Consider the following 18,584-nt stretch of genomic DNA (forward strand, 5'->3'; position numbering starts at 1 on the left):
GCGCGTTTCGGTCTGCACTTTCCGGTCGGCACGTCCCGGTCGGCACTTCGAGGCTCCTGCCCGTATAGTTGTGACGGAGCAATCGCTCTCTATCAGCGGAAATCCGCGGATTTTTAGCTCTTCCTGAATCACGCAGGGCTGCAGAAGTTTCGCGGCAGGGTGTTGATTCGATTCCTACTCGGGAGCGAAAGACCACCAAGGGCCTTACCCTGGTGGTCTTCTTAGTTTCCCGCGCACGGCACAGGTCGTCGCACGAAAGGCGATTCGGATGGATCTCTGGCTCCTCATCAGCGTTGGACTCGCGGTACTGACCGTCGTCTTCATCGTGCTGTGGATTGTTGCCGCACGAAAATCTCGGCGCACCACGTTCGACCGCACGGAGGCGGAGCGCGCGCGCATCGACCTTGAGCTCTCCTTGGCCGAGCAGCAGGGGCGACTCGGCATCATCCGTGAGCTGCAGGATGTCGCGGTGCTGTCGATCTCTCGGCTGATCACTCGGGCAGAAGGCGCTCGGTACACCGCCGAAAGTGACCCGTCGACTGCGGTGCGTGCAGTGACCGCCGTCGTCAGCGAGGGTCGCGACGCCCTGGCCGACATGCGCCGCGTTCTCACCATCGCCCGCGAAGGCGAATCGGTGGCGGCCCTCGGCCCCGGCCTGCAGTCAGCCCGCGACCTGTTTCGGGTCATGCGCGACGCCGGACTCGTGGTGAGCTTCACCGAGACCGGCGAGCGATTCGCGTTGAAGCCCGGTGCCGAACTCGCCGTCTTCCGCATTCTGCAGAGTGCGCTGGCCAACACACTGAAGCACGGCGGCATCGGCACAGAAGCCCGCATCTCCTTCACCTGGACGCAAGACGGCCTGCAGCTGCTCATCGACGACGACGGCATCCGTGCCGCGGCACGTCGTGAGAGTGTCGACGCCGGTGAGTTCGCCGCCCGCACGAGCTACACGATCGACGATGACCTCAAGGCTCTGAGCGAGAACATCGCCGGCGCCGGTCTCACCCAGATGCGCGAGCGTACGCAGCTATTCGGTGGCGTTTTCAACGCCGTCACCGTTCCAGGAGTGGGTTTCACCGTCTCGGCTGTCTTTCCGGCACTCCGCTTTCACAACGGCGTCCACGGTGTCGATCTCGCCAACCGGTAGTACGACTGACGGTAGCCCTGCGTGCGACGACGAGGTGTCTGCTGAGGTGACTGCCAACGGTTCCGCTGACGGCCCCGCTGACTTCTCTGCTGATGAGGGCGCGGATGCCTCCGCTCAGCTGCGCAATCGTCAACAAGCGATGAGGGCGTCGCTCGCCGTCGGAATCGCCACCGCTGCCTATGGGATATCCTTCGGCGCCCTCGCCGTCGCATCCGGACTCGATATTTGGCAGACGTGCTTCTTGAGCCTCGTGCTGTTCTCCGGTGGCTCGCAGTTCGCCCTGATCGGCGTGATCGCATCCGGGGGCCTGGCGGCCGGGCCATCGGCGATTGCCGGTGCGGTTCTTCTCGGCACGCGCAACAGCATTTACGGGATGCGCACCTCGGCGATCGTGGGCCCCGGTTTCTGGCGGCGCGTGGCCGCGGCCTGGATCACGATTGACGAGTCGACGGCGGTTGCTCTCGCACAGCCAACGCCGCGCAGTAGAACCATCGGGTTCTGGGTGACGGGACTCATTGTCTTCGTCGGCTGGAACATCACCACTCTGCTGGGCGCGCTCATCGGCGACGCGCTGGGCGACACCAGCGCCTATGGGCTGGATGCGGCGGCGGCCGCCGCCTTCGTCGGTCTGCTCTGGCCTCGGCTGAAGCGTCGTCAGCCGATTGCCGTCGCGATTGCCGCTGCTGCAGTGGCGGCGCTGCTCACGCCCGTGCTGATGCCGGGGCTGCCGATTCTCGCTGCGGCGGTCGTTGCGCTCGTTGTCGGCTGGTTCAACTGGTTGGGCGACCCTGCTCCACAGAACCCTGCTCCACAGAACCCCGCTCCGAAGACCGGGCGGGAGGAAGCGCGATGACAATGTGGCAGATCATTATTCTGGCGTCGATCGCGTGCCTCGCGCTCAAGCTCGCCGGCTACCTCGTGCCGCCATCGCTGTTGGCGAAACCGGCTCCTGCCCGCATCGCAGATCTGCTGACGGTGGCGTTGCTGGCGGCGCTGATTGCCGTTCAGACGTTGGGGGCGGGGGAGGCGATCGTGTTCGACGCGCGGATTCCCGCGGTGCTCGTCGCCGTCGTGCTCTTCGCCCTGCGCGTGCCGTTCATTCTGGTGGTGATCGCGGCGGCCGGGGTGGCCGCCGCGATTCGGGCCTTCGTCTGAGTCGTTGAGAGTGAGGCCTAGCCCTCCAGGTCGTCGACCCCAGGCATCCAGCTCAGGCCATCGACGCCCCAGCCGTTCTTGCGACGTACCTTGATGGCGATCTTCGAGTAGTGGTGTTCCAGGCGGTCCACGTAGAGGGTTCCGTCGAGGTGGTCGAATTCGTGCTGAAAAATGCGGGCCAACCAGCCGTCGGCACGAATCTCAAACGGCTTCTGGTCGAGGTCGACAGCCCTCAGAATTGCTGACTCGGCGCGGCGAAGCGGAAAGCGTTCGCCGGGGAACGACAGGCATCCCTCGACGTCTTCGTCTTCATCGGCCTCGTCGGCCGGAACCGGGGTGATCCACAATTCTGGGTTGATTGCGACTCCGCGCCACGTCACATCGTCGTCATCGAGATAGCCGAAGGTGAAGAGCCGGAGCGGCACTCCAACCTGGGGCCCGGCCAATCCGACGCCGGGGGCGGCATCCATCGTCTCGAACATGTCTTGCACCAGTTCGCGCAGTGTGTCGTCGAAATCGACGACGGGTTCTGCGGGGGAGTGAAGAACGGGGTCACCTGAAATAACTATCGGTCGTACGGCCATTCAGCAAGAATATCGTGCTCGCGCTCGATAGGGTCGTTGAGTGACTCCCGACCTGATCGACCTCGCCGTGGACATCCCGATCGACCCGCGTCAAGCCATTGGAATTCCGCTGGCCTTGATCGGAGCTGTCTTTCTCTCGCTCGGTGCCCAGTTTCAGCACCGTGGTGTGAACAAGGTTGAGGCGAAGACCGAAGAGGTGACCGGCGGACTCAACGTTCGCCAGCTGACCTTGCTGCTTGCCCGGCCGTCCTGGGTTCTCGGAACGATCATGCTCGGGCTTGCCATCGCATTTCAGCTCACGAGCCTGGCGTTCGCACCACTCATCGTGGTGCAGCCGCTCGGCGCTTTCGCGCTGGTGATCACGGCGATCCTGAATTCCCGCATCTCGAAGGTCAAACTGAACAGGTCGTCGATCATCGCGATCTGCATGTGCGTCGGCGGCGTCGGACTCTTTGTCACAGTGGCGGCATTCACTGCCGTCGACAAGCCAGTGACCAATCAGAATTTGATCACGATCCTGATCATCCTTGCTGTTGTTCTCGTTCTTGCCGGCGCAGCATTTATCTTTCTGCGCAAGAAGTTCAAGGCGATTTTCTACATCATCGCGGCCGGAGTTCTCTACGGTTTCGTCGCCACACTGGCGAAGGTTGTCATCAACCGCTTCCAGCACGGCAACGTCGAGAATTTGACGTTGATCTGTCTGGTCGGCCTGCTCACAGCGGCGGCACTCGGCGGGTACTTCGTGCAGAACGCCTACGCGTCGGGACCACCTGACCTCGTCATTGCCGGTCTCACCGTCGTCGATCCGCTCATCGCCGTTGGCATCGGAATCATTGTTCTCGGGGAGGCGTCGCAGGCTCCGCTGTGGGCCGCGATCGCTTTCGTTGTTGCTGGCGTCGTCGCGATTTGGGGAGTGTTCTTGCTCGCGAAGTTCCACCCGCAGGCCGAGAGCTAAGCGCCGATTTGCCCCTCTTCTCAGCGTGTCGGTATGTCACTCGATGACGGCTCGCCAGCGTGGATCGGGACTCGTTCAGCGGCATCGGATTAGAATGGGGTACGAGCGAAGCTGATCGGCGGGGGCCGTCGACACTCATTCTTAGCCGGTCGACATTCCCGGCCCACCAACGTAGGGATTTTTCCTCTTGACTGATTCGACCAATTTGCCGAGCACCGTGCCTCCGCGCACAGAGCCGGTGGCGAAGAAGCCGATCCGGGTATTGATTGCCGCTGACACGTTCGCGCCCGATGTGAACGGTGCGGCTCGGTTCGCCGAGCGCTTGGCTGCCGGCCTCGTGGCACGCGGGCACGATGTGCGCGTTGTCGCCCCGGCGGCATCACGGAAGCACGGCACCTTTGCCGAGACCCACGAGGGCCAGCCGCTCACCGTCTACCGCCTGCACAGCTGGCGCTGGTATCCGCACGACTGGCTGCGATACGCCCTGCCGTGGATCATCCGTCGCAACGCGCGTCAGATTCTCGACACGTTCCAGCCCGATGTCGTGCACTTCCAGTCGCACATCCTCATGGGCCGCGGCATGACAATTGAGGCTGAGAAGCGCGGCATCCGCATCATCGGAACCAACCACTTCATGCCCGAGAACATGCTTGAGTTCTCGATGGTTCCGAAGGCGTTGCAAGAGCGTGTGATCGCTGCCGCGTGGAAGGCCGCGCGTCGCACCTTCGGTCGGGCTGAAGCCGTCACCACGCCCACCCAGCGCGCCGCACAGTTTCTGGAGAAGTACACCGGGCTGACCGGCGTGCTCGCCATCTCCTGCGGCATCAACGCCGACAACTATGAGCCGAGCTTCAAGCCGCGCACCGAGAACCGTATCCTCTTCGTCGGTCGCGTGACCGGCGAGAAGCAGATCGACGTTCTGCTCAAGGCTGTGGCTCAGCTTGATCCGCAGCTGAAGACTCAGCTCGAGATCGTGGGCGGGGGAGACCAGAAACGCAACCTTGAGAACCTGGCCGATGCCCTCGGCATCCGTGACCGGGTCACGTTCACCGGTTACGTGACGGATGCTGAGCTGCGCGCGGCGTACACGCGCGCCACAGTGTTTGCCATGCCGTCGATCGCCGAACTGCAGAGCATCGCGACGATGGAAGCAATGGCTTCTGGATTGCCGATCGTTGCGGCGAATGCCATGGCGTTGCCGCACCTCGTGCACGACGGTGAGAACGGCTTTCTCTTCGAGCCGAGCAACCCGCACGACCTTGCGGCGAAGCTGACGACGGTGCTCACTGCCGGGCCGGACGAGCTCAACACGTGGAAGAACGAGTCATTGAGGCTGATCGAAGCTCACGACATCAACCGCACTCTCAACACGTTCGAGAATCTGTATCGCGGGGAACCGGTGGCCGACAACGTCAACAACGGCGCGTCCGCGCACGCGCCGGAGTAGCTGGTTCTCGCAAACCTGTATCGTTGATCTTCGATGGTCGAACCGGCCGTCGAGAGACGTGGGCATCGAAGATGCGCACGCGGGGCGGTAGCTCAGCTGGTTAGAGCAGCGGACTCATAATCCGTCGGTCATGGGTTCAAGTCCCATCCGCCCTACAAAAATTAATCTGATCAGGGTTTCTTGTCTTAGCACAAAGGCAGAGGCTCCTGCATTGCGCTCCATCTGTCAGCCGTCATTCTGCAGGGGAGAGGTGAGGGCTCCGCGCTCTACGAGGAAGTGTCCTCCGGGCAAACACTCGAGGTGTGTTCGGCCGAGTTTTCGCCCGGCGCTGGCGATCGCCGGTGCGACTACGAGTTTGAGTTCGTCGACGACATGTGCGGCCAACAGTGTCTGCGCGACCGAGATGCTGGCGTGGACGCCGATGTCGCCTCCGGGCCAGTTCTTGAGGTCTCGCACAAAGTCGACCAGATCCCCGTCGATTGCGCTCGCGTTGGCCCACTCGGGATCGAGCCGTGTGGATGTCGCTACGAACATACCGTCAGCTCGTAAACGACGACGTTTCTCGGACTCATGTCGTGTTAACTCCTGTGTCTGGGGTGGGTTGCGCCGCGGGTTTGGCGACCAAGACTGCAGCGGCGACGCCCGCTAGGAACATGCTGAGGGAAGCGATACCGAGGGCGAGGCCGAAGCCCGCGAGTTCTGCTTCCGGCGAGGACGTGCTCGTCGCTCCGACATCGGATGCGTATCGCACGGCAATGCTCACGAGTATTGCGAGACCAAGAGCCCCGCCGGCGTGGGTCATGGTGGCTTGGATCCCCGATCCGAGCCCCGCATCTTGTTCGCCGACGCCGGACAGTGCCGTGGTCGTCATTGAGGGCAAGAGGAGACCCTGGCCGAGGCCAACGACCACCATGCTGGGTGCAATCTGCCACCAGTAGTTTGCGTCCGGTGACAGGAGGGCGACCGTCAACCCCAGCCCGAGGGCGGTGACAATGCAACCTCCAGCAAGGACGATGCGGAGGCCCACGCGAGGAATCATGGCCGAGCCGAGAACGAGACCCGCACCGATTGCGATACCGATCGGCAGGTACGCGAGTCCGGCGGCCAGCGGGGTGTAGTGCAGGATGCGCTGCACGTAGAGGCTCAGGATGAAGAGGAAAGAGCCGAAGGCGGCCGCGTTCACGAGCGTCACCGCGTTGGCGGTGAGTCGGGTTCGGTTGGCGAAAAAGGCGGGCGGGATCAAGGGTCGGCTGCTTCGGGCCTCGATGAGGAACATCAGCGCAAGCAGCACTACTCCCACGATGAGCGGGACTACGACGTCAAGGGCAGTCCAAGAATTCGCTGATGCCTTCAGTAGCGCGTAGATGACGGCGGCAAGTCCGATGGTTCCGGCGATCATTCCGGAGAACTCGGGTCGTGCGGCGTGCGCCATCCGACTTTCCTTCACAAGGCGAGGTCCAAGCACGAGAACCAGGAGCACGACGGGAAGGGCGATGAGGAAGACATAGCGCCAACTCGCTACGTCGGTGAGCACGCCGGAGATTACGGTGCCGGTCACGCCACCGATCCCTGCGAGCGCACCCCATATGCCGATCGCCTTTGCTCGTTCCGTCGTCTCGGGGAAGAGCACGACGATAAGTGCGAGTGCGGCGGGTGCGGCGATCGCATCGCCGATCCCTTGGATGACCCGGCCGGTGACGAGGATCCAGCCAGTTGGCGCGAGGCCCGCGAGGGTGGAGCCCACGGCGAAGACGATGACTCCCGTAAAGAACATCCTGCGTCGGCCCGCGAGGTCGGCGATCCTTCCGCCGAGCAGCAGTAGCCCTCCTGCGGTGAGCGCATAAGCGTCGACGACCCAAACGAGGTTTGCGGGGCTGAGGTCGAGGTCAGTGCCGATTCGAGGAAGAGCAATGTTCACAACGGTGAGGTCGAGAACGAGAAGGAATTGCATGGCCGCCAGAACTCCGAGGGCCTTCCACCGGTGTGGATCGGCCGGTATGGCGACGCCGTTCGCGACGGGCCGCTTTTCAGAGGTTGACATCGCCGCTTCCGCTTCCGATTTGCTCCCGCAGGCTGCGCCCAGTCTCGAGAAGACTCTTCAAGTCGCGCAGCATGTACGGATGGCCTCCGCCCGCACCGAGGCGTTCGAAATCCCCGCTCACCACTGCGGCCAGATGAGGCGCTCCGAGGAGATCGTGCGTTACGGTCAGGCGGGAGCGGCCATCACCCAAGCGCTTGATCGCATATCGCACCTCCGTGGCAGGCTCATCGGCGGATTCCGGATCAACCAAGAAGCGCATTTTCGTCGCTAGCAGCGAGGGTGGATCGTATGCAGTAACGACACCCTCGATGATGATGTCGGGCGCGGGAACCGTGCCGTCTCCGGCAACAACGCGAAGGTGCGGCGGTTTTTCAACGAAGTAGCGACCTCCGACCCGCGGCTCGACCACGGCACGTCCGCCGTAACCGTATCGGGCTGTCCAATCGGGATCGGTGATTGCCTCCCAAATGCGCTCGGGCGAGACGGCGATCTCGATTCTGTAAATTTGAGTTGTACCACGGCGTGAGGCGGCCAGGTCTTCATCGCGCAGTCGCGGCACAACAGGAGTGTCGTCATTCATTTTCCATGCTCCAATGTCTCTTTCAGTTCGGTCAGCGCTCCGACGCGCTCGGCCGTGTACTTGTCGATCCAGCGGTCGTGGATGAGCCGGATGGGCACAGGGTTCAGGTAGTGCAGCTTCCACCGTCCGGATTTTTTGGTCGTGATGAGTCCGGCCCCCTCAAGCACACCAAGATGTCGCATCACACCAAACCGGGTGAGTTCGATGTCGCGCATCAGTTCCGCAAGACTCTGCCCATCGCGGACGAACAGCCGATCAAGTAGCAGCCGCCTCGTCGAGTCGGCCAACGCTTTGAACACCAGTTCGTCGTCTTCCATAGAGCCAAATATAGGTGCAAAGTTTGTCACGTGTCAAGATAGTCACCTATGATGCATGATAGATCGATCGACATCGCCGATCGACGCGGACGAAGGAGTCATGATGGCCGAAGTACTGCTCTTCCACCACGCGCTCGGCCTCACGGAGGGCTTGCGCCTCTTCGCGAACGAGCTACGTCAAGCGGGCCACACCGTGCACACGCCCGGTCTCTTCGAGGGGCGCACCTTCGACTCGATCGAGGCCGGTGTCGCATACGCCGACGAGGTCGGTTGGGATGAGATCATCGCACGCGGCGAGCGCGCCGCGCATGCGCTGACCAACGAGCTCGTCTACGCAGGCTTCTCGCTCGGGGTCATGCCCGCGCAGAAGCTCGCCCAGAACCGCGCCGGCGCGAAAGGCGCGCTGTTCTTCTACTCCTGCGTCCCCGTCGCGGAGTTCGGCGGGTGGCCTGCCGGTGTACCAGTTCAGATCCACGGGATGGATGCCGACCCAATCTTCATGAAGGAGGGCGATGTGGAGGCCGCCCGTGAACTCGTCGAGTCAGCCGACGCCGCCGAGCTGTTCCTCTATCCGGGCGACCAGCACAATTTCGCGGACCCCTGCCTGCCGAGCTACGACACCGCCGCGACGAAACTCCTCACGCGACGCGTGCTCGAGTTCCTCGCGCGGTGTCAGTGATGACCCTCCCTGCACCGGGCCTGCCGTACCCGGCGGGTCCGCTGGTGGGGCCGGACGCATCACTTATCCCACTCAATCGGAATAACTCGCGGATTTGCCGCACACCGCCCATCTGGCCTCAGTTGCGCAGATCGAAGCCGCCACCCAGGCGATCGTCGCAGTGGACTCCTCGACGCGCCTCAAACATCCGTCTCAAAAGAATTTCAAAAACTTTCCAAAACTCGCGTAACCGTTCGCTGCATCCTGCGTCTCTTAGATGAAGGGCAACGCAAACAGGCCCACCGCACACGAGATGGAGAGAAGACAATGGGACGGCGAATTCGTTCAGAAGAAGAAAAGATGCGAGCTTTCAGCGGGCTGCGAGACGCCATCTCTGAAGAGATCATCGACAAGCTTCCTCCTGTAATGAACATTCGCGATCTGCAGGCAGTGGCCGGAACCAGCGCCAGCTACTTGCGCAGCTCGCTGACGGCCGGCCGCCTGACCGGCACCCAGGTTGGCAGCCAGTGGAAGCTTCCCCGCGACGAGAACCGTCCGTTTCTCAAGCGCCGCATTCTCAAGCAGATGAACGACAAGGCGAAGCCGGCGGACGTTGCCGAGATCTCGCACGCACGCACGGCACGTAACCAGCCCGCTGCCGCTACTGAGCCCGTGTGCGTTGCCTGCGGCCACCACGCGCTCAAGGCCTGAGCGGGCGCCCGGATTTACGCCTGAGCGACCGCAGAGCATCACACCCTGTCGGGTACTGCTTGCTTTGACTATCACGATGAATGGATTTCGCATGAAAATGCGAAGACGCGACAACTGCGCAGACAGACTTATGTCAGCGGGGTCCTTCAGGCTGCAGCCCTCGACGTCGTCACTCAGCCGGGCTGGAATACCCACCTGCGGCAGCTGCGTCTGCAACTTCGTTCTCGCCGCGATCTCCTCGCCAATAGCCTCGCTGTCTGGGCGCCGCGCGCACATCTTGAGCAGATTCCATCGGGAGGGCTCAACCTCTGGCTCCGCCTCCCCGACGGCACCGACGTCTCCACGCTCGTGCGTGGCTGTGAAGAGGAAGGGCTGCTCATCGCCGCCGGCCCCGAGCGGTTCCCGGCTGAACACGCCGGCCCGTACGTGCGTCTGAACTACTCCGGTCCGCACCCGGCCGCGTTTGAAGAAGACGCCCGAATCCTCGGGCGGGTGTTGGGCTAGTTGGGCACGTCACGTGAGGTGCGCGGGATCGACCGGCACGGCGCTGAAACGCCCTAGATGCGGGGAGACCCGGGCTTCTGCGGTGCGGCAGACCGCATCCGTTCTCAGAAGCCCGGGTCTCCTCGTTGCCGCTTCGCGGCGGGGATCCGTTATGGAGCTCAGGCGGGGATGAGCTCCTCAGCCTCCTCGCGTGCCGACTCCTGCGAGGCGGGCGCGTTGAGCGTTGACTCGGGCGTCGATTCGTGCGCAGGTGTACCGACCACTGGTACCGCACCGGTGGGCGTCACCACTTCGATCGCGGTGCGAGGCGGCCGAATCCTGTCGATGATCAGAACGAGCAGCAGCGAGACCGAGCCCCAGACCCCGAGCACGAACATATTGTGAAGCACAGTGTCCCCGCCGAAGTAGAGGATGGACCTGATTGCCTCGAGCGAGGCCGGCATCGGCAAGATGCTGTGCAGCCACTGGAATGCCGGAGGGAGCATGAAGACGGGCAGCGCGCCTCCCGACGCGGGCATGCCGAGGAACATCAGGATGCCGATGACCGGGATCAGTGCCAACATGCCGAGCAGACGTTCGAACAGCGTCGCGAACAGAGCGATGCAGAAGATTGCGAAGGCACCCACCCCGAACATCTGCCAGAAGTGTCCATCGATCGCGCCGATGATGGGCCCCGCCAGGAGCCAGATCCAGGCGGATCCAATCATGGACCATGCCGCCAGGATCGGGAGGTGGAACTTCAGCGGCCGCATTGCAGGGGCCGCGTTGGCCGCCACGATGACGATCAGGAAGCCGGCCATGACCCAGCCCATCGCCAGGTAAAGCAGCGACGTTCCGTTCGGGTCGCCATCAGGCAACGGGGCGACGTCGTCAGTCTCCACCGTCATTCCCTGAGCGGCGGTGACTGCGCTGAAGACGCGGGTCACTATCAGCTGGCTTGTTGTGCCGGCTGCCTGGTTTGTGACCAGCACAGCCGTGGGCGATTCGGCGGACGGCAACACAAACGCACCGGCAATCTCACGGTCGTAGACCAGGTCACGGGCCTCGTCGGCGCTGTCCATGATGCTGAAATCGAACATGTCACCCGTTTGCTCGCTGAGCGCATCGACGAGCTGCTCAGCCTGCTCCTGCACGCCAACAATTGCCACGGGAACATCGCGAGGCGTGGTCGAGTGCATGGCGCCGAGCATGCAGGTGAGCATCATGGAGACCATCAGGAACGGCAGAGTGAACAGGGTCACGTACCGGGTGACCTTCGACTTCGGGCGCTTGCCCGCGTGCAGCGCTGGCATGTTCAACGAGGGAGCAGGCGGGTTGGGATTGCGCCGCGCACGCCGCCCATCGATCAGCAGGGTGAGCAGTAGGCCGCCCAACGCGCCAATGACGAGCACCAAAATGTGCGGGCTCGCACCGACGCCATCAAAGTACAACACCGACCGCAGCGACTGGCCAATGGCTGGTGCGGGCAGGAACTGCTGCAAGAAAGAGTAGAAAGGCGGCATCGTGTAGATGGACATGCTCACATTGGATGCGGGAACGCCGAGCACCATGAGCAGCCCCATTGAGGCGATCGCAGCCATCGGGCCGAGAATGCGGGTGAGGAAAAGCTGCACGCTGCCCACTGCGAAGATCGATATCCAGGCGACCGCCATCAACGGCAGGATGCGGTCGCCAGGCACGACGTCGAGAATCGGTCCAGTGATCAGGGCAATGAGGCCTGAGATCAGCAGCGCCCAGCCAGCCAACAGCGGGACTGCACGTCGGAAACGCAGCAGTTCGGGCGAGTTGGAGTAGACAAAACTGAACGGCAGGTAGCCGGCCATCAGCAGTGCGGACATCAAGAACACCGCGCCCAACCCGGCGAGATCGGTTGAGGGCAAAGGCACGAGATCCTTGGTCTCGAGCGAGAGGCCCTGCTCAATCACGGTGGGGGTGACAAGGGCGGTCACCGTTGAGGCCTGCGAGGTGCCGGCCGCACCGGCCGTGTACAACGTCGCAACGCCGTCTTCGATCACGACGGCTCCTGCCGCGTCGCGGTCGATCACGAGCTGTTGCGCCAAGTCGGAAGAACCAACCCGCTGGAGGTCTGTGGCCCCCGGGTCGTTGGTTTCAAGCGAGGCGGCAAACGCCTCAACGGCCTGGGCGTCGCCGGCAACGGCGATGGGCATGTCGTGCGCGGACGGCGCATGCATTGCGAAAAGGTATCCGCCAATCATGAGCGTCAGAATGAGGAACGGCATGACGAAGACGGCGACGAGCCGCCCGATCTTCTCGCCCTTCTCGCGCTTCTCTGCTTTCGCCTTCGCGGCGCTGGCAGATGCCTCAGCTTCGGGCAAACGGTGTTTCGCTGCCGGTTGAACGTCGGCGTTGGACGAGGTTGGTCGATCGGTCACGATTCACTCCCAGAAGTATCACAGCCAGTATCTAAGTCAGGTGGCGTAGAATTATGACACGACCAATGATGTGAATTGGCTGAGACGTGGCAGGGCCACGCTCTCGAAATGAGAAGGAGCACCGATGGGGCAGCGCGGCGAGAACGCTCGGGCCGTATTGATGGATGCGGCCGAAGAACTCTTCGCTCGCCATGGCATCGAGGGCGCATCCAGTCGGCAGATCGCGGAGCTGGCAGGGCAATCGAATCACTCGGCTGTTCGCTATCACTTCGGCACGCGCGATGACCTCGTGCGTGCACTCGTACTGCGCCACCGCTCTGTCACCCACACCCGGCAAGCGGAGATGATTGCCGGGCTGAACGACGCCGCAGACGTGCGAACGCTTCTGGCCTGCCGCGTCATGCCGTGGATGGAGATGATGGCGACGCTGCCGGCGCCAAGCTGGCACGCCCGTTTTCTGGCACAACTGTACCTATGGCCGCAGGGGCGAAATCTGCTCGTCGAAATCGGCAGATCCGCGGATGTCGTCGCTCCAGTCGGCGATCTGGACGCGCGCATCGCCACGCACCTGCACGGCATCCCGCCCACCGTCCTGCGAGGACGCGCCGATATTCTCGGCCATATGATGCTGGGGGTCTGCGCTGCGTACGAGGGCGATGTTGATTCGGGCGCCAAGCAGCCGAACTGGATCGGCGTTGGCAACTTTGTCATCGACTCGAGTGCCGGCATGCTCACTGCTCCCGTCACGCACCAGAGCGACGCGCCGGTCTCCGCGCCCGCTACCTTCATCTGATGGTCCAGGTTCAGCCCATCGACGACTTTCTCGACGGCCCGCCGTGCCCGGCCTGCGGCGCTGAAATGCAGCCAGACGGTGTCGACACCGCTCTCGGTCTCGAATCCTGTCACCGTTGCCCGCGCTGCAAGCTGGTACTGCTCATTCCCAACTACTGAACTGCTTCAGTAGTTCGAAGGCCTCGAGTAGTCGGAGAGCGTCGCCGAGCGAAATTTCAGAACGGGGCCGGATCGTGCGATCCGGCCCCGTTATCTGCGTGGTGCTGCGTGACCTACTTCTTCGTGATCTTCTGGGTCGCCGAAGCCGACTTCGCGTTGACGTTCAAGGTGCCCACGAACGTCGCCTTCACCGTGACGCTGGCACTGAGCGCCTTCGGTGCCGTGACCTTGATGATTCCCTTGTGAGTCGCCGTCAAGGTCACCGTCGTCTTGGTCGAACCGAACGTCACTTCGACCTTGCCAGTGGGGTAGTTACCGCTATTGAGCTTGCCCAGCGTGACGGTGGCCGTCGGGCGCGTGCCCGCCTTCGCCGCCTTCGTGCTCACCTTGGCCGAGCTCACCGAGGCCTTGGACACCGTGAGCAGGTTGCTAGCAGTGCGCTTGGCCGAGTCGGCATAGGTGTCGTCACCGAGGAACTGGGCACTCACGCGGTACTGGCCGGGAGCAAGCGTGGGGAGCTTGAGCGTCGCGACGCCGTTCGATACCACCTTGGCCGTGCCAAGTTCCTTCGACCCGGCGGTGAACAGCACGGTGCCGCTGGAGGCCCCATCGACCGTTACCGACACGGTCGGGTGCACGCCGTAGACCGCCTTGGTGCTGCTGAGCCTCACCGCAGAGATGTACACGGGCACGTTCGAGATCGTGATCCGCTTCGTCTTGGAGGTTGTTGCGACGTACCGGTTGTCACCGGCGTACTGGGCGCTCAGCTGAAAGCTCGTGGCCACCGCAGGGGTGTACCCAAAGGTCGCCACGCCACGCGTGATTGCAGCGGTACCGAGCTTTGTGGCGCCGGCGTAGAAGGTCACGTCGCCGGTTGCGTCGGTGGGCAAGGTCGCCGTGAACTCGAGCTCGTCCTGGGCGCTGCCAGACGCATCCCCGCCCAGCACCGGCTTGACCGAGATCTTTGCGACCTCCGCAGTGACCTCTGCCGCGCTGTCACCGAAGATGTTCGTGGTGTCGTGGAAGGTCGCAGCGAACGTGTGCGTTCCTCCGGTAGCGAAGGATGCGACGGTGCACGTCGCCGTGTTCTGCGAGACCGTGACGGCGTCACAGCCGGCGACGGGAAATCCTTCAGCGGTGAATGACACCGTGCCCGTGGCCGCACCGGCAGACGGACGGGTCGAGGAGACGGATGCCGTCACGGCGCCGCCGTCAGCGACCGAGAGCTCGCTTGACGCAAGCGCGAGCCCGGTCTTCACCGAACCCAGGAGGAAGACTGAGACGTAGTCCGTTCCGTTCGCACCGCTGACGACATCAGGAACACCGTTGCCGTCGAAGTCGGTCACGCTGCCGACTGACCGGCCGAGCTGCGCACCGGCAGAAGACCCATCGAGGCGCAAGCCCTGCGCGGAGGCGAGGGCTGCTGTCGAGATGGTGCCGTTGCCGTTCGGCTGGCCGTAGACGACGTAGACGGCGCCGGCATTCGAGCCGGCGGAGTCGTGGCCATACGCGCCGAGGAGAACCTCGGGCACGCCGTCGCCGTTGAGATCGGCGATGCCGGCGGATGACCAACCGAGCTTGTCGCCATCCGCCGCGCCGTCGATCCAATAGCCACGAGCGAGAGTGCCGGATGCGCAGACGCCGCTCGTGTTGAGCGCCGTGTCGGTGCAGCTGTACACCGAGCCCGACGTCGCGCCGGGAACCGTGAACACGGTCTGCGTTGAGTCCGAACCGAACACGACGGCCGCACCACCGTTGCGCGCGCCGGTCGCCGCGTTCGTCACCCCATCGCCACCGACGACAAAGTCCGCCTTGCCGTCGCTGTTGATGTCACCCAGTGGTGCGATCGAGGTTCCCAGCCGGTCACGACCGCGCTGCCCGCCATACACCGCGAAGCCATGCTCGCCGAGTGACCCAACGTTCAGACGCTGGGGCTGGGTGGAGCCGAAGACCGCGTAGGCGGCGCCCGCCACGGGTGCGCTGGTTCCCCATGGCGTGGCGGCGTAGCTCCCCAGCACCACGTCGGCCAGCCCGTCGCCGTTGATGTCTCCGACGTTCTCGGCCGAGATGATCTGGCCGCCGTTGCCGTCGATCGTGAAGAGCACGCGTGCCGCCGCGCTTTCTGAGGCGACATCGACCTTCTTGACGTCGGTGGAACCGGCGATCACCCAGACGCGACCGATGTTCAGGGCGGCGGGGGTTCCCGCCACCTCGTCGGCCGGGTGGTCGTACAGATTGTCGACGATCGCGAAGTCGGCGAGGCCGTCGCCGTTAACGTCGCCGAGGCCGGAAACCGCGTATCCGAAGTTCGCGCTCCCGCCGGGAGCCGAGTTCTCGGCGACCGCGTCCAAGTTGGTGACCTCGAAACCGCGCGTGCCGAGCACGTCCACGTCGACCGGCTCGAAGTCCGCGGCGCCGAGGATGACCCACACGCGCTGGGTGCGGTTTGAGCCGACGATCACGTCGTCATAGCCGTCACCGTTGATGTCGTTGAGGCACGACACGCTCATGCCGGCAAAGGCGTTCGGGATGTTCGGTCCATCGATCCGCACCGTGCCGACGGCGCCGCCCGTGCCGATCTTTCCGCCGACAGGATCGGCTGTGCCGAGCAGCACATAGGCGGCACCGGCATTCGAGGTCGGGCCGCGCTTCCAGAACCAGTCACCAGTCACGGTGTCCTCGTGGCCGTCGCCATTCACATCGCATGACGACCGGCTCACGCTGGAGCCAAGGTCGCCACCGGTTTCGGCCGTCCAGCTGACTTCGGCAACCGGCAGCGCCGGGGGAGTTTCGGCCGCGATTGCGGCGCTGGGAACAAGACCTGTCGCGACCAGGCCGAGCGAGATGGCCAGGGCTGCTCCGGCCTTGCCCAGGGTGATTTTTCCTTGCACGGAAAAGCCTTTCTTTGAACTCTTGAGTGTGTGTACGTGTGTAAACGGATGCCGCGACCGCCGATGGGCGGACACCGATTAGTTCGGTGCGTGAACGCCGTTGTTTTTGCCGTAATCCGCCTTCGAATCGAACTTCTGACGCGCGAGCGAGACGGTACCGAGCACGCTGCCCGGCTTGATGAGCTGTTTGATCGAACCAGTCGTCTCGGTGCTGTTGGCACCACCGCCGTACGGATCGCTGTAGACGACATCCGTTGCACCCGGTGAGGTGAGCTTCAGATCGCCGAGGTAGAAGTCGCGCTGCGCGCCATCGAAGGGCGAACGGGGGTCCTGGTAGTCGAACGGATCGAACGCACTCAGGCCTGCCCAGAAGTAGTCGGTCGCGGCGCCGGTGGCCAGCCAGGCCAGGGCGAGCGGACGGCTCACAGCGTTCGTGGTCGACGTGCTCGCCATGGCGTCGTACATGCGGCTCGGGTTTCGCACGCCGTACCAGGGGTCAAAGCTCGCCAGAACCTGGCCGTCGGTCGTCTCGACCTTGCTCGCGCCTTCCCACAGTTCATACAGCGACCAGTCGGTCGGATTCTCCTCGACGCAGTCAAGGGTGGGGATGATGCGTCGGCCGCCGTCACCCTCCGGAAGTGTGCTGCCAACGGTCGCGATCGCCGTGTTGGTCGCGCAGGTGCTGAAGATCTCGTTCGGGTTGCCAAATCGCGAGAACATCGTGGTGATGATCTCGGTGCCATCGTTGCAGCGGGACGCGAACAGCGTCTCGTGGGCGTTGTTTGATGTCGCGTCGGGTGAGTGGCTACCCTGGTGCTGTTTGATGAGATAGTCGCACTCAAGCTGAGTGCCGTCGGCGAGCTTGAGCCAGTCGTTGTCGGCATCGAGCATCTTGACGTTGTTCGCGACGAACACCTTGTGACCGCCGTTGTCCTCGTGGCGCATGGACATCGTGCTGTGGTCGTGTTCGCCATCTTGGATGTAACTGTCGAGGACTTCGCTCACGTAGCCGAACGGAAGCCCGGTCGGCTCACCTCGCATCAGGTCGGCCGGAGCGTAGCGTTCGGCCACCCACTCGGCGATGTCTGAGTTGGCGGGGTCGGCGCCGTGCTCGTGGCCGAAGGTGCACGTCAGACCGGTCGTGGGGTCAGTCGCCGTCGCGGGGTGCCACGTCGGGTAGTACTTTCCGTCGGGGCCGAGCACCCGGTAGCTGGCATGCAGTTCTGCCGAGCATGTGTCGTAGGCGGTCGGAGTCCAGTTGCGTTGTGTGTATGCCTTCGACAGTGCGCGCGGCGTTGCCGTGGGCGTTGCGGTCGGGGTGGCCGTCGGCTTTGGCGTTGCCGTGGGGGTCGGCGTCGGCGTCGAGACCGGCTTGGTTTTCCGCAGCGTGACGCTGGTCGAGTGTGAGATCGCGTCGGGCTTCGATTCGCTGATGACGACGGTGTACTTCGCCCCAGCCGTCGTGAGCTTGTTGTAGCTGGCGGCCGGGAGGGTGAGCTTCACCGTTGCCTTGCCCTTTGCCGCTTTCACGGTGGCCTTGGTGACCGTGTTGCCCGCGAGGCGCAGGTCGACCTTCGCGGCGCATCCGCTGCTCGACGAGCACTGCACTGCCAGAGGCACGCTGCGCCCCGTTCCCACGGCGTAGGTCTTAGTCGACAGGGCGAGCTTGGCCGATGCGACCTTGAGCGTGGCCGTCTTGGAGAGCGTCGTCTTCGAGGGCTTCGTGGTCTTGCCTGAGGCAGTCAGAATCGCCGTACGTTTCGTGGTGAAGTTCGTGTAATCCTTCTGGGTAAGCGTCCAGTTGAGCGTCTTGCTCGCGCGCTTGGCGATGCTGTAGCTCAGCGTTTTCGTTCCACCCGTCGAGAGCTTCAGCGTGAGGCTTCCCGCGCATGACGAGGATGCGTTGCAGGTCACGGTGAGTGTGACCACACGGTCGGTGCCGATTGTCGATTCCACCGCGACGCTTTGCGGGGTTGCGGCTTCGGCCTGATCGGCGGCCACCACGGTCGCGGAGACGATCACGAGCGTCATCGCGCACGCCAGAAGGAGCGCCTTCTGCAACCTTCCCAGTCTCGGCCGTCTGGCGCCGGGCTCAATTTGGCGATTCATCTGTACGTCACTCCCATGTGGTGAGGCTGACTGCACTGAGCTGTCAGCTAATTCTAAGAACTTTGTAAGGTTAGCCTAAGCTAACATGCGACGTGGTGGTGCCCCGGCACGATCGCCGAGTCATTGCGCCGTAGTGGTGCG

The 18,584-nt window shown here is 63.5% G+C and carries 17 protein-coding genes, 1 tRNA gene and 1 pseudogene; 11 read left to right on the plus strand and 8 right to left on the minus strand.

The features are described 5' to 3' along the window. The first annotated feature begins 268 nt into the window (after nt 1–268). From ABD791_RS02950 to ABD791_RS02960, 3 genes are all read left to right on the plus strand, one after another. Nucleotides 269–1,147, plus strand: a complete 879-nt coding sequence (locus ABD791_RS02950) for a sensor histidine kinase (protein WP_345062129.1) — start codon at nt 269–271, stop codon at nt 1,145–1,147. A gap of 139 nt (nt 1,148–1,286) precedes the next feature. After that, nucleotides 1,287–2,000 carry an AzlC family ABC transporter permease gene (locus ABD791_RS02955; RefSeq protein ID WP_345064457.1) on the plus strand — a complete coding sequence of 238 codons (714 nt, stop codon included), beginning with the start codon at nt 1,287–1,289 and terminating at the stop codon, nt 1,998–2,000. Beyond that, nucleotides 1,997–2,302, plus strand: coding sequence for an AzlD domain-containing protein (locus ABD791_RS02960; RefSeq protein ID WP_345062130.1), 306 nt, complete (start codon nt 1,997–1,999; stop codon nt 2,300–2,302). The genes ABD791_RS02955 and ABD791_RS02960 overlap by 4 nt, the downstream gene beginning before the upstream one ends. Nucleotides 2,303–2,319: 17 nt before the next feature. Here the strand turns inward: ABD791_RS02960 and def are convergent, their stop codons facing one another. Next, complete coding sequence (def, locus tag ABD791_RS02965; RefSeq protein WP_345062132.1) at nt 2,320–2,886, minus strand: peptide deformylase; 567 nt, start codon at nt 2,884–2,886, stop codon at nt 2,320–2,322. Between the two features lie 40 nt (nt 2,887–2,926). Here def and ABD791_RS02970 point away from each other — a divergent pair, with 40 nt between their 5' ends. The 3 genes from ABD791_RS02970 (at nt 2,927) to ABD791_RS02980 (ending at nt 5,443) form a co-directional block, all read left to right on the plus strand. Then, a complete protein-coding gene (locus ABD791_RS02970) occupies nt 2,927–3,841 on the plus strand; it encodes a DMT family transporter (protein ID WP_345062134.1) in 915 nt (304 codons plus the stop codon). Between the two features lie 187 nt (nt 3,842–4,028). Then, the gene (locus ABD791_RS02975) at nt 4,029–5,288 is read left to right on the plus strand and encodes a glycosyltransferase (RefSeq protein ID WP_345062136.1); all 1,260 of its coding nucleotides are present in this window, start codon (nt 4,029–4,031) and stop codon (nt 5,286–5,288) included. A gap of 81 nt (nt 5,289–5,369) precedes the next feature. Next, nucleotides 5,370–5,443: transfer RNA gene (locus ABD791_RS02980), tRNA-Ile, on the plus strand. A gap of 70 nt (nt 5,444–5,513) precedes the next feature. Here ABD791_RS02980 and ABD791_RS02985 read toward each other — a convergent pair. Genes ABD791_RS02985 through ABD791_RS03000 form a run of 4 tightly spaced genes read right to left on the minus strand, consistent with a single transcriptional unit; the run spans nt 5,514 to nt 8,226 of the window. Then, nucleotides 5,514–5,822: a dihydrofolate reductase family protein gene (locus tag ABD791_RS02985; RefSeq protein WP_345062138.1), complete on the minus strand. Its 309-nt coding sequence runs from the start codon at nt 5,820–5,822 to the stop codon at nt 5,514–5,516. Between the two features lie 34 nt (nt 5,823–5,856). After that, complete coding sequence (locus ABD791_RS02990) at nt 5,857–7,329, minus strand: MFS transporter (RefSeq protein WP_345062140.1); 1,473 nt, start codon at nt 7,327–7,329, stop codon at nt 5,857–5,859. Then, nucleotides 7,316–7,909 carry an SRPBCC domain-containing protein gene (locus ABD791_RS02995; RefSeq protein WP_345062142.1) on the minus strand — a complete coding sequence of 198 codons (594 nt, stop codon included), beginning with the start codon at nt 7,907–7,909 and terminating at the stop codon, nt 7,316–7,318. The genes ABD791_RS02990 and ABD791_RS02995 overlap by 14 nt, the downstream gene beginning before the upstream one ends. Then, complete coding sequence (locus tag ABD791_RS03000) at nt 7,906–8,226, minus strand: ArsR/SmtB family transcription factor (RefSeq protein ID WP_345062144.1); 321 nt, start codon at nt 8,224–8,226, stop codon at nt 7,906–7,908. The genes ABD791_RS02995 and ABD791_RS03000 overlap by 4 nt, the downstream gene beginning before the upstream one ends. Before the next feature lie 103 nt (nt 8,227–8,329). Between ABD791_RS03000 and ABD791_RS03005 the strand changes: the two genes are divergently transcribed. From ABD791_RS03005 to ABD791_RS21225, 3 genes and pseudogenes are all read left to right on the plus strand, one after another. Further along, nucleotides 8,330–8,905, plus strand: coding sequence for a dienelactone hydrolase family protein (locus tag ABD791_RS03005; protein WP_345062146.1), 576 nt, complete (start codon nt 8,330–8,332; stop codon nt 8,903–8,905). 339 nt (nt 8,906–9,244) lie between these two features. Continuing rightward, nucleotides 9,245–9,595 carry a hypothetical protein gene (locus tag ABD791_RS03010; protein WP_345062148.1) on the plus strand — a complete coding sequence of 117 codons (351 nt, stop codon included), beginning with the start codon at nt 9,245–9,247 and terminating at the stop codon, nt 9,593–9,595. Nucleotides 9,596–9,724: 129 nt separating this feature from the next. Further along, nucleotides 9,725–10,099 (plus strand): annotated as a pseudogene (locus tag ABD791_RS21225) (PLP-dependent aminotransferase family protein); the annotation flags it as partial. 158 nt (nt 10,100–10,257) lie between these two features. Here ABD791_RS21225 and ABD791_RS03020 read toward each other — a convergent pair. Beyond that, on the minus strand, nt 10,258–12,492 hold the full coding sequence (locus tag ABD791_RS03020; protein WP_345062152.1) for an ABC transporter permease: 2,235 nt from the start codon (nt 12,490–12,492) through the stop codon (nt 10,258–10,260). A 160-nt stretch (nt 12,493–12,652) separates the two neighbouring features. Here ABD791_RS03020 and ABD791_RS03025 point away from each other — a divergent pair, with 160 nt between their 5' ends. Next, entirely contained in the window at nt 12,653–13,285 is a 633-nt protein-coding gene (locus ABD791_RS03025) for a TetR family transcriptional regulator (protein ID WP_345062154.1), read from the plus strand. Beyond that, on the plus strand, nt 13,285–13,443 hold the full coding sequence (locus ABD791_RS03030) for a hypothetical protein (protein ID WP_345062156.1): 159 nt from the start codon (nt 13,285–13,287) through the stop codon (nt 13,441–13,443). Before ABD791_RS03025 ends, ABD791_RS03030 begins: the two co-directional genes overlap by 1 nt. Before the next feature lie 113 nt (nt 13,444–13,556). On the opposite strand, the gene ABD791_RS03035 is transcribed toward ABD791_RS03030, so the two are convergent. Next, nucleotides 13,557–16,334 carry an Ig-like domain repeat protein gene (locus tag ABD791_RS03035; protein ID WP_345062158.1) on the minus strand — a complete coding sequence of 926 codons (2,778 nt, stop codon included), beginning with the start codon at nt 16,332–16,334 and terminating at the stop codon, nt 13,557–13,559. A gap of 78 nt (nt 16,335–16,412) precedes the next feature. Continuing rightward, a complete protein-coding gene (locus ABD791_RS03040) occupies nt 16,413–18,395 on the minus strand; it encodes a hypothetical protein (RefSeq protein WP_345062160.1) in 1,983 nt (660 codons plus the stop codon). Nucleotides 18,396–18,584: the final 189 nt, after the last annotated feature.

This window comes from Glaciibacter kafniensis (assembly GCF_039538945.1).
In the GTDB taxonomy this organism is placed as follows: domain Bacteria; phylum Actinomycetota; class Actinomycetes; order Actinomycetales; family Microbacteriaceae; genus Cryobacterium; species Cryobacterium kafniensis.

Coding starts and splice junctions, on each gene's coding strand:
- ABD791_RS02950 (WP_345062129.1), top strand. CDS start 269: ATGGATCTCTGGCTCCTCATCAGCGTTGGACTCGCGGTACTGACCGTC.
- ABD791_RS02955 (WP_345064457.1), top strand. CDS start 1,287: ATGAGGGCGTCGCTCGCCGTCGGAATCGCCACCGCTGCCTATGGGATA.
- ABD791_RS02960 (WP_345062130.1), top strand. CDS start 1,997: ATGACAATGTGGCAGATCATTATTCTGGCGTCGATCGCGTGCCTCGCG.
- def (WP_345062132.1), bottom strand. CDS start 2,886: ATGGCCGTACGACCGATAGTTATTTCAGGTGACCCCGTTCTTCACTCC.
- ABD791_RS02985 (WP_345062138.1), bottom strand. CDS start 5,822: ATGTTCGTAGCGACATCCACACGGCTCGATCCCGAGTGGGCCAACGCG.
- ABD791_RS02990 (WP_345062140.1), bottom strand. CDS start 7,329: ATGTCAACCTCTGAAAAGCGGCCCGTCGCGAACGGCGTCGCCATACCG.
- ABD791_RS02995 (WP_345062142.1), bottom strand. CDS start 7,909: ATGAATGACGACACTCCTGTTGTGCCGCGACTGCGCGATGAAGACCTG.
- ABD791_RS03000 (WP_345062144.1), bottom strand. CDS start 8,226: ATGGAAGACGACGAACTGGTGTTCAAAGCGTTGGCCGACTCGACGAGG.
- ABD791_RS03005 (WP_345062146.1), top strand. CDS start 8,330: ATGGCCGAAGTACTGCTCTTCCACCACGCGCTCGGCCTCACGGAGGGC.
- ABD791_RS03010 (WP_345062148.1), top strand. CDS start 9,245: ATGCGAGCTTTCAGCGGGCTGCGAGACGCCATCTCTGAAGAGATCATC.
- ABD791_RS03025 (WP_345062154.1), top strand. CDS start 12,653: ATGGATGCGGCCGAAGAACTCTTCGCTCGCCATGGCATCGAGGGCGCA.
- ABD791_RS03030 (WP_345062156.1), top strand. CDS start 13,285: ATGGTCCAGGTTCAGCCCATCGACGACTTTCTCGACGGCCCGCCGTGC.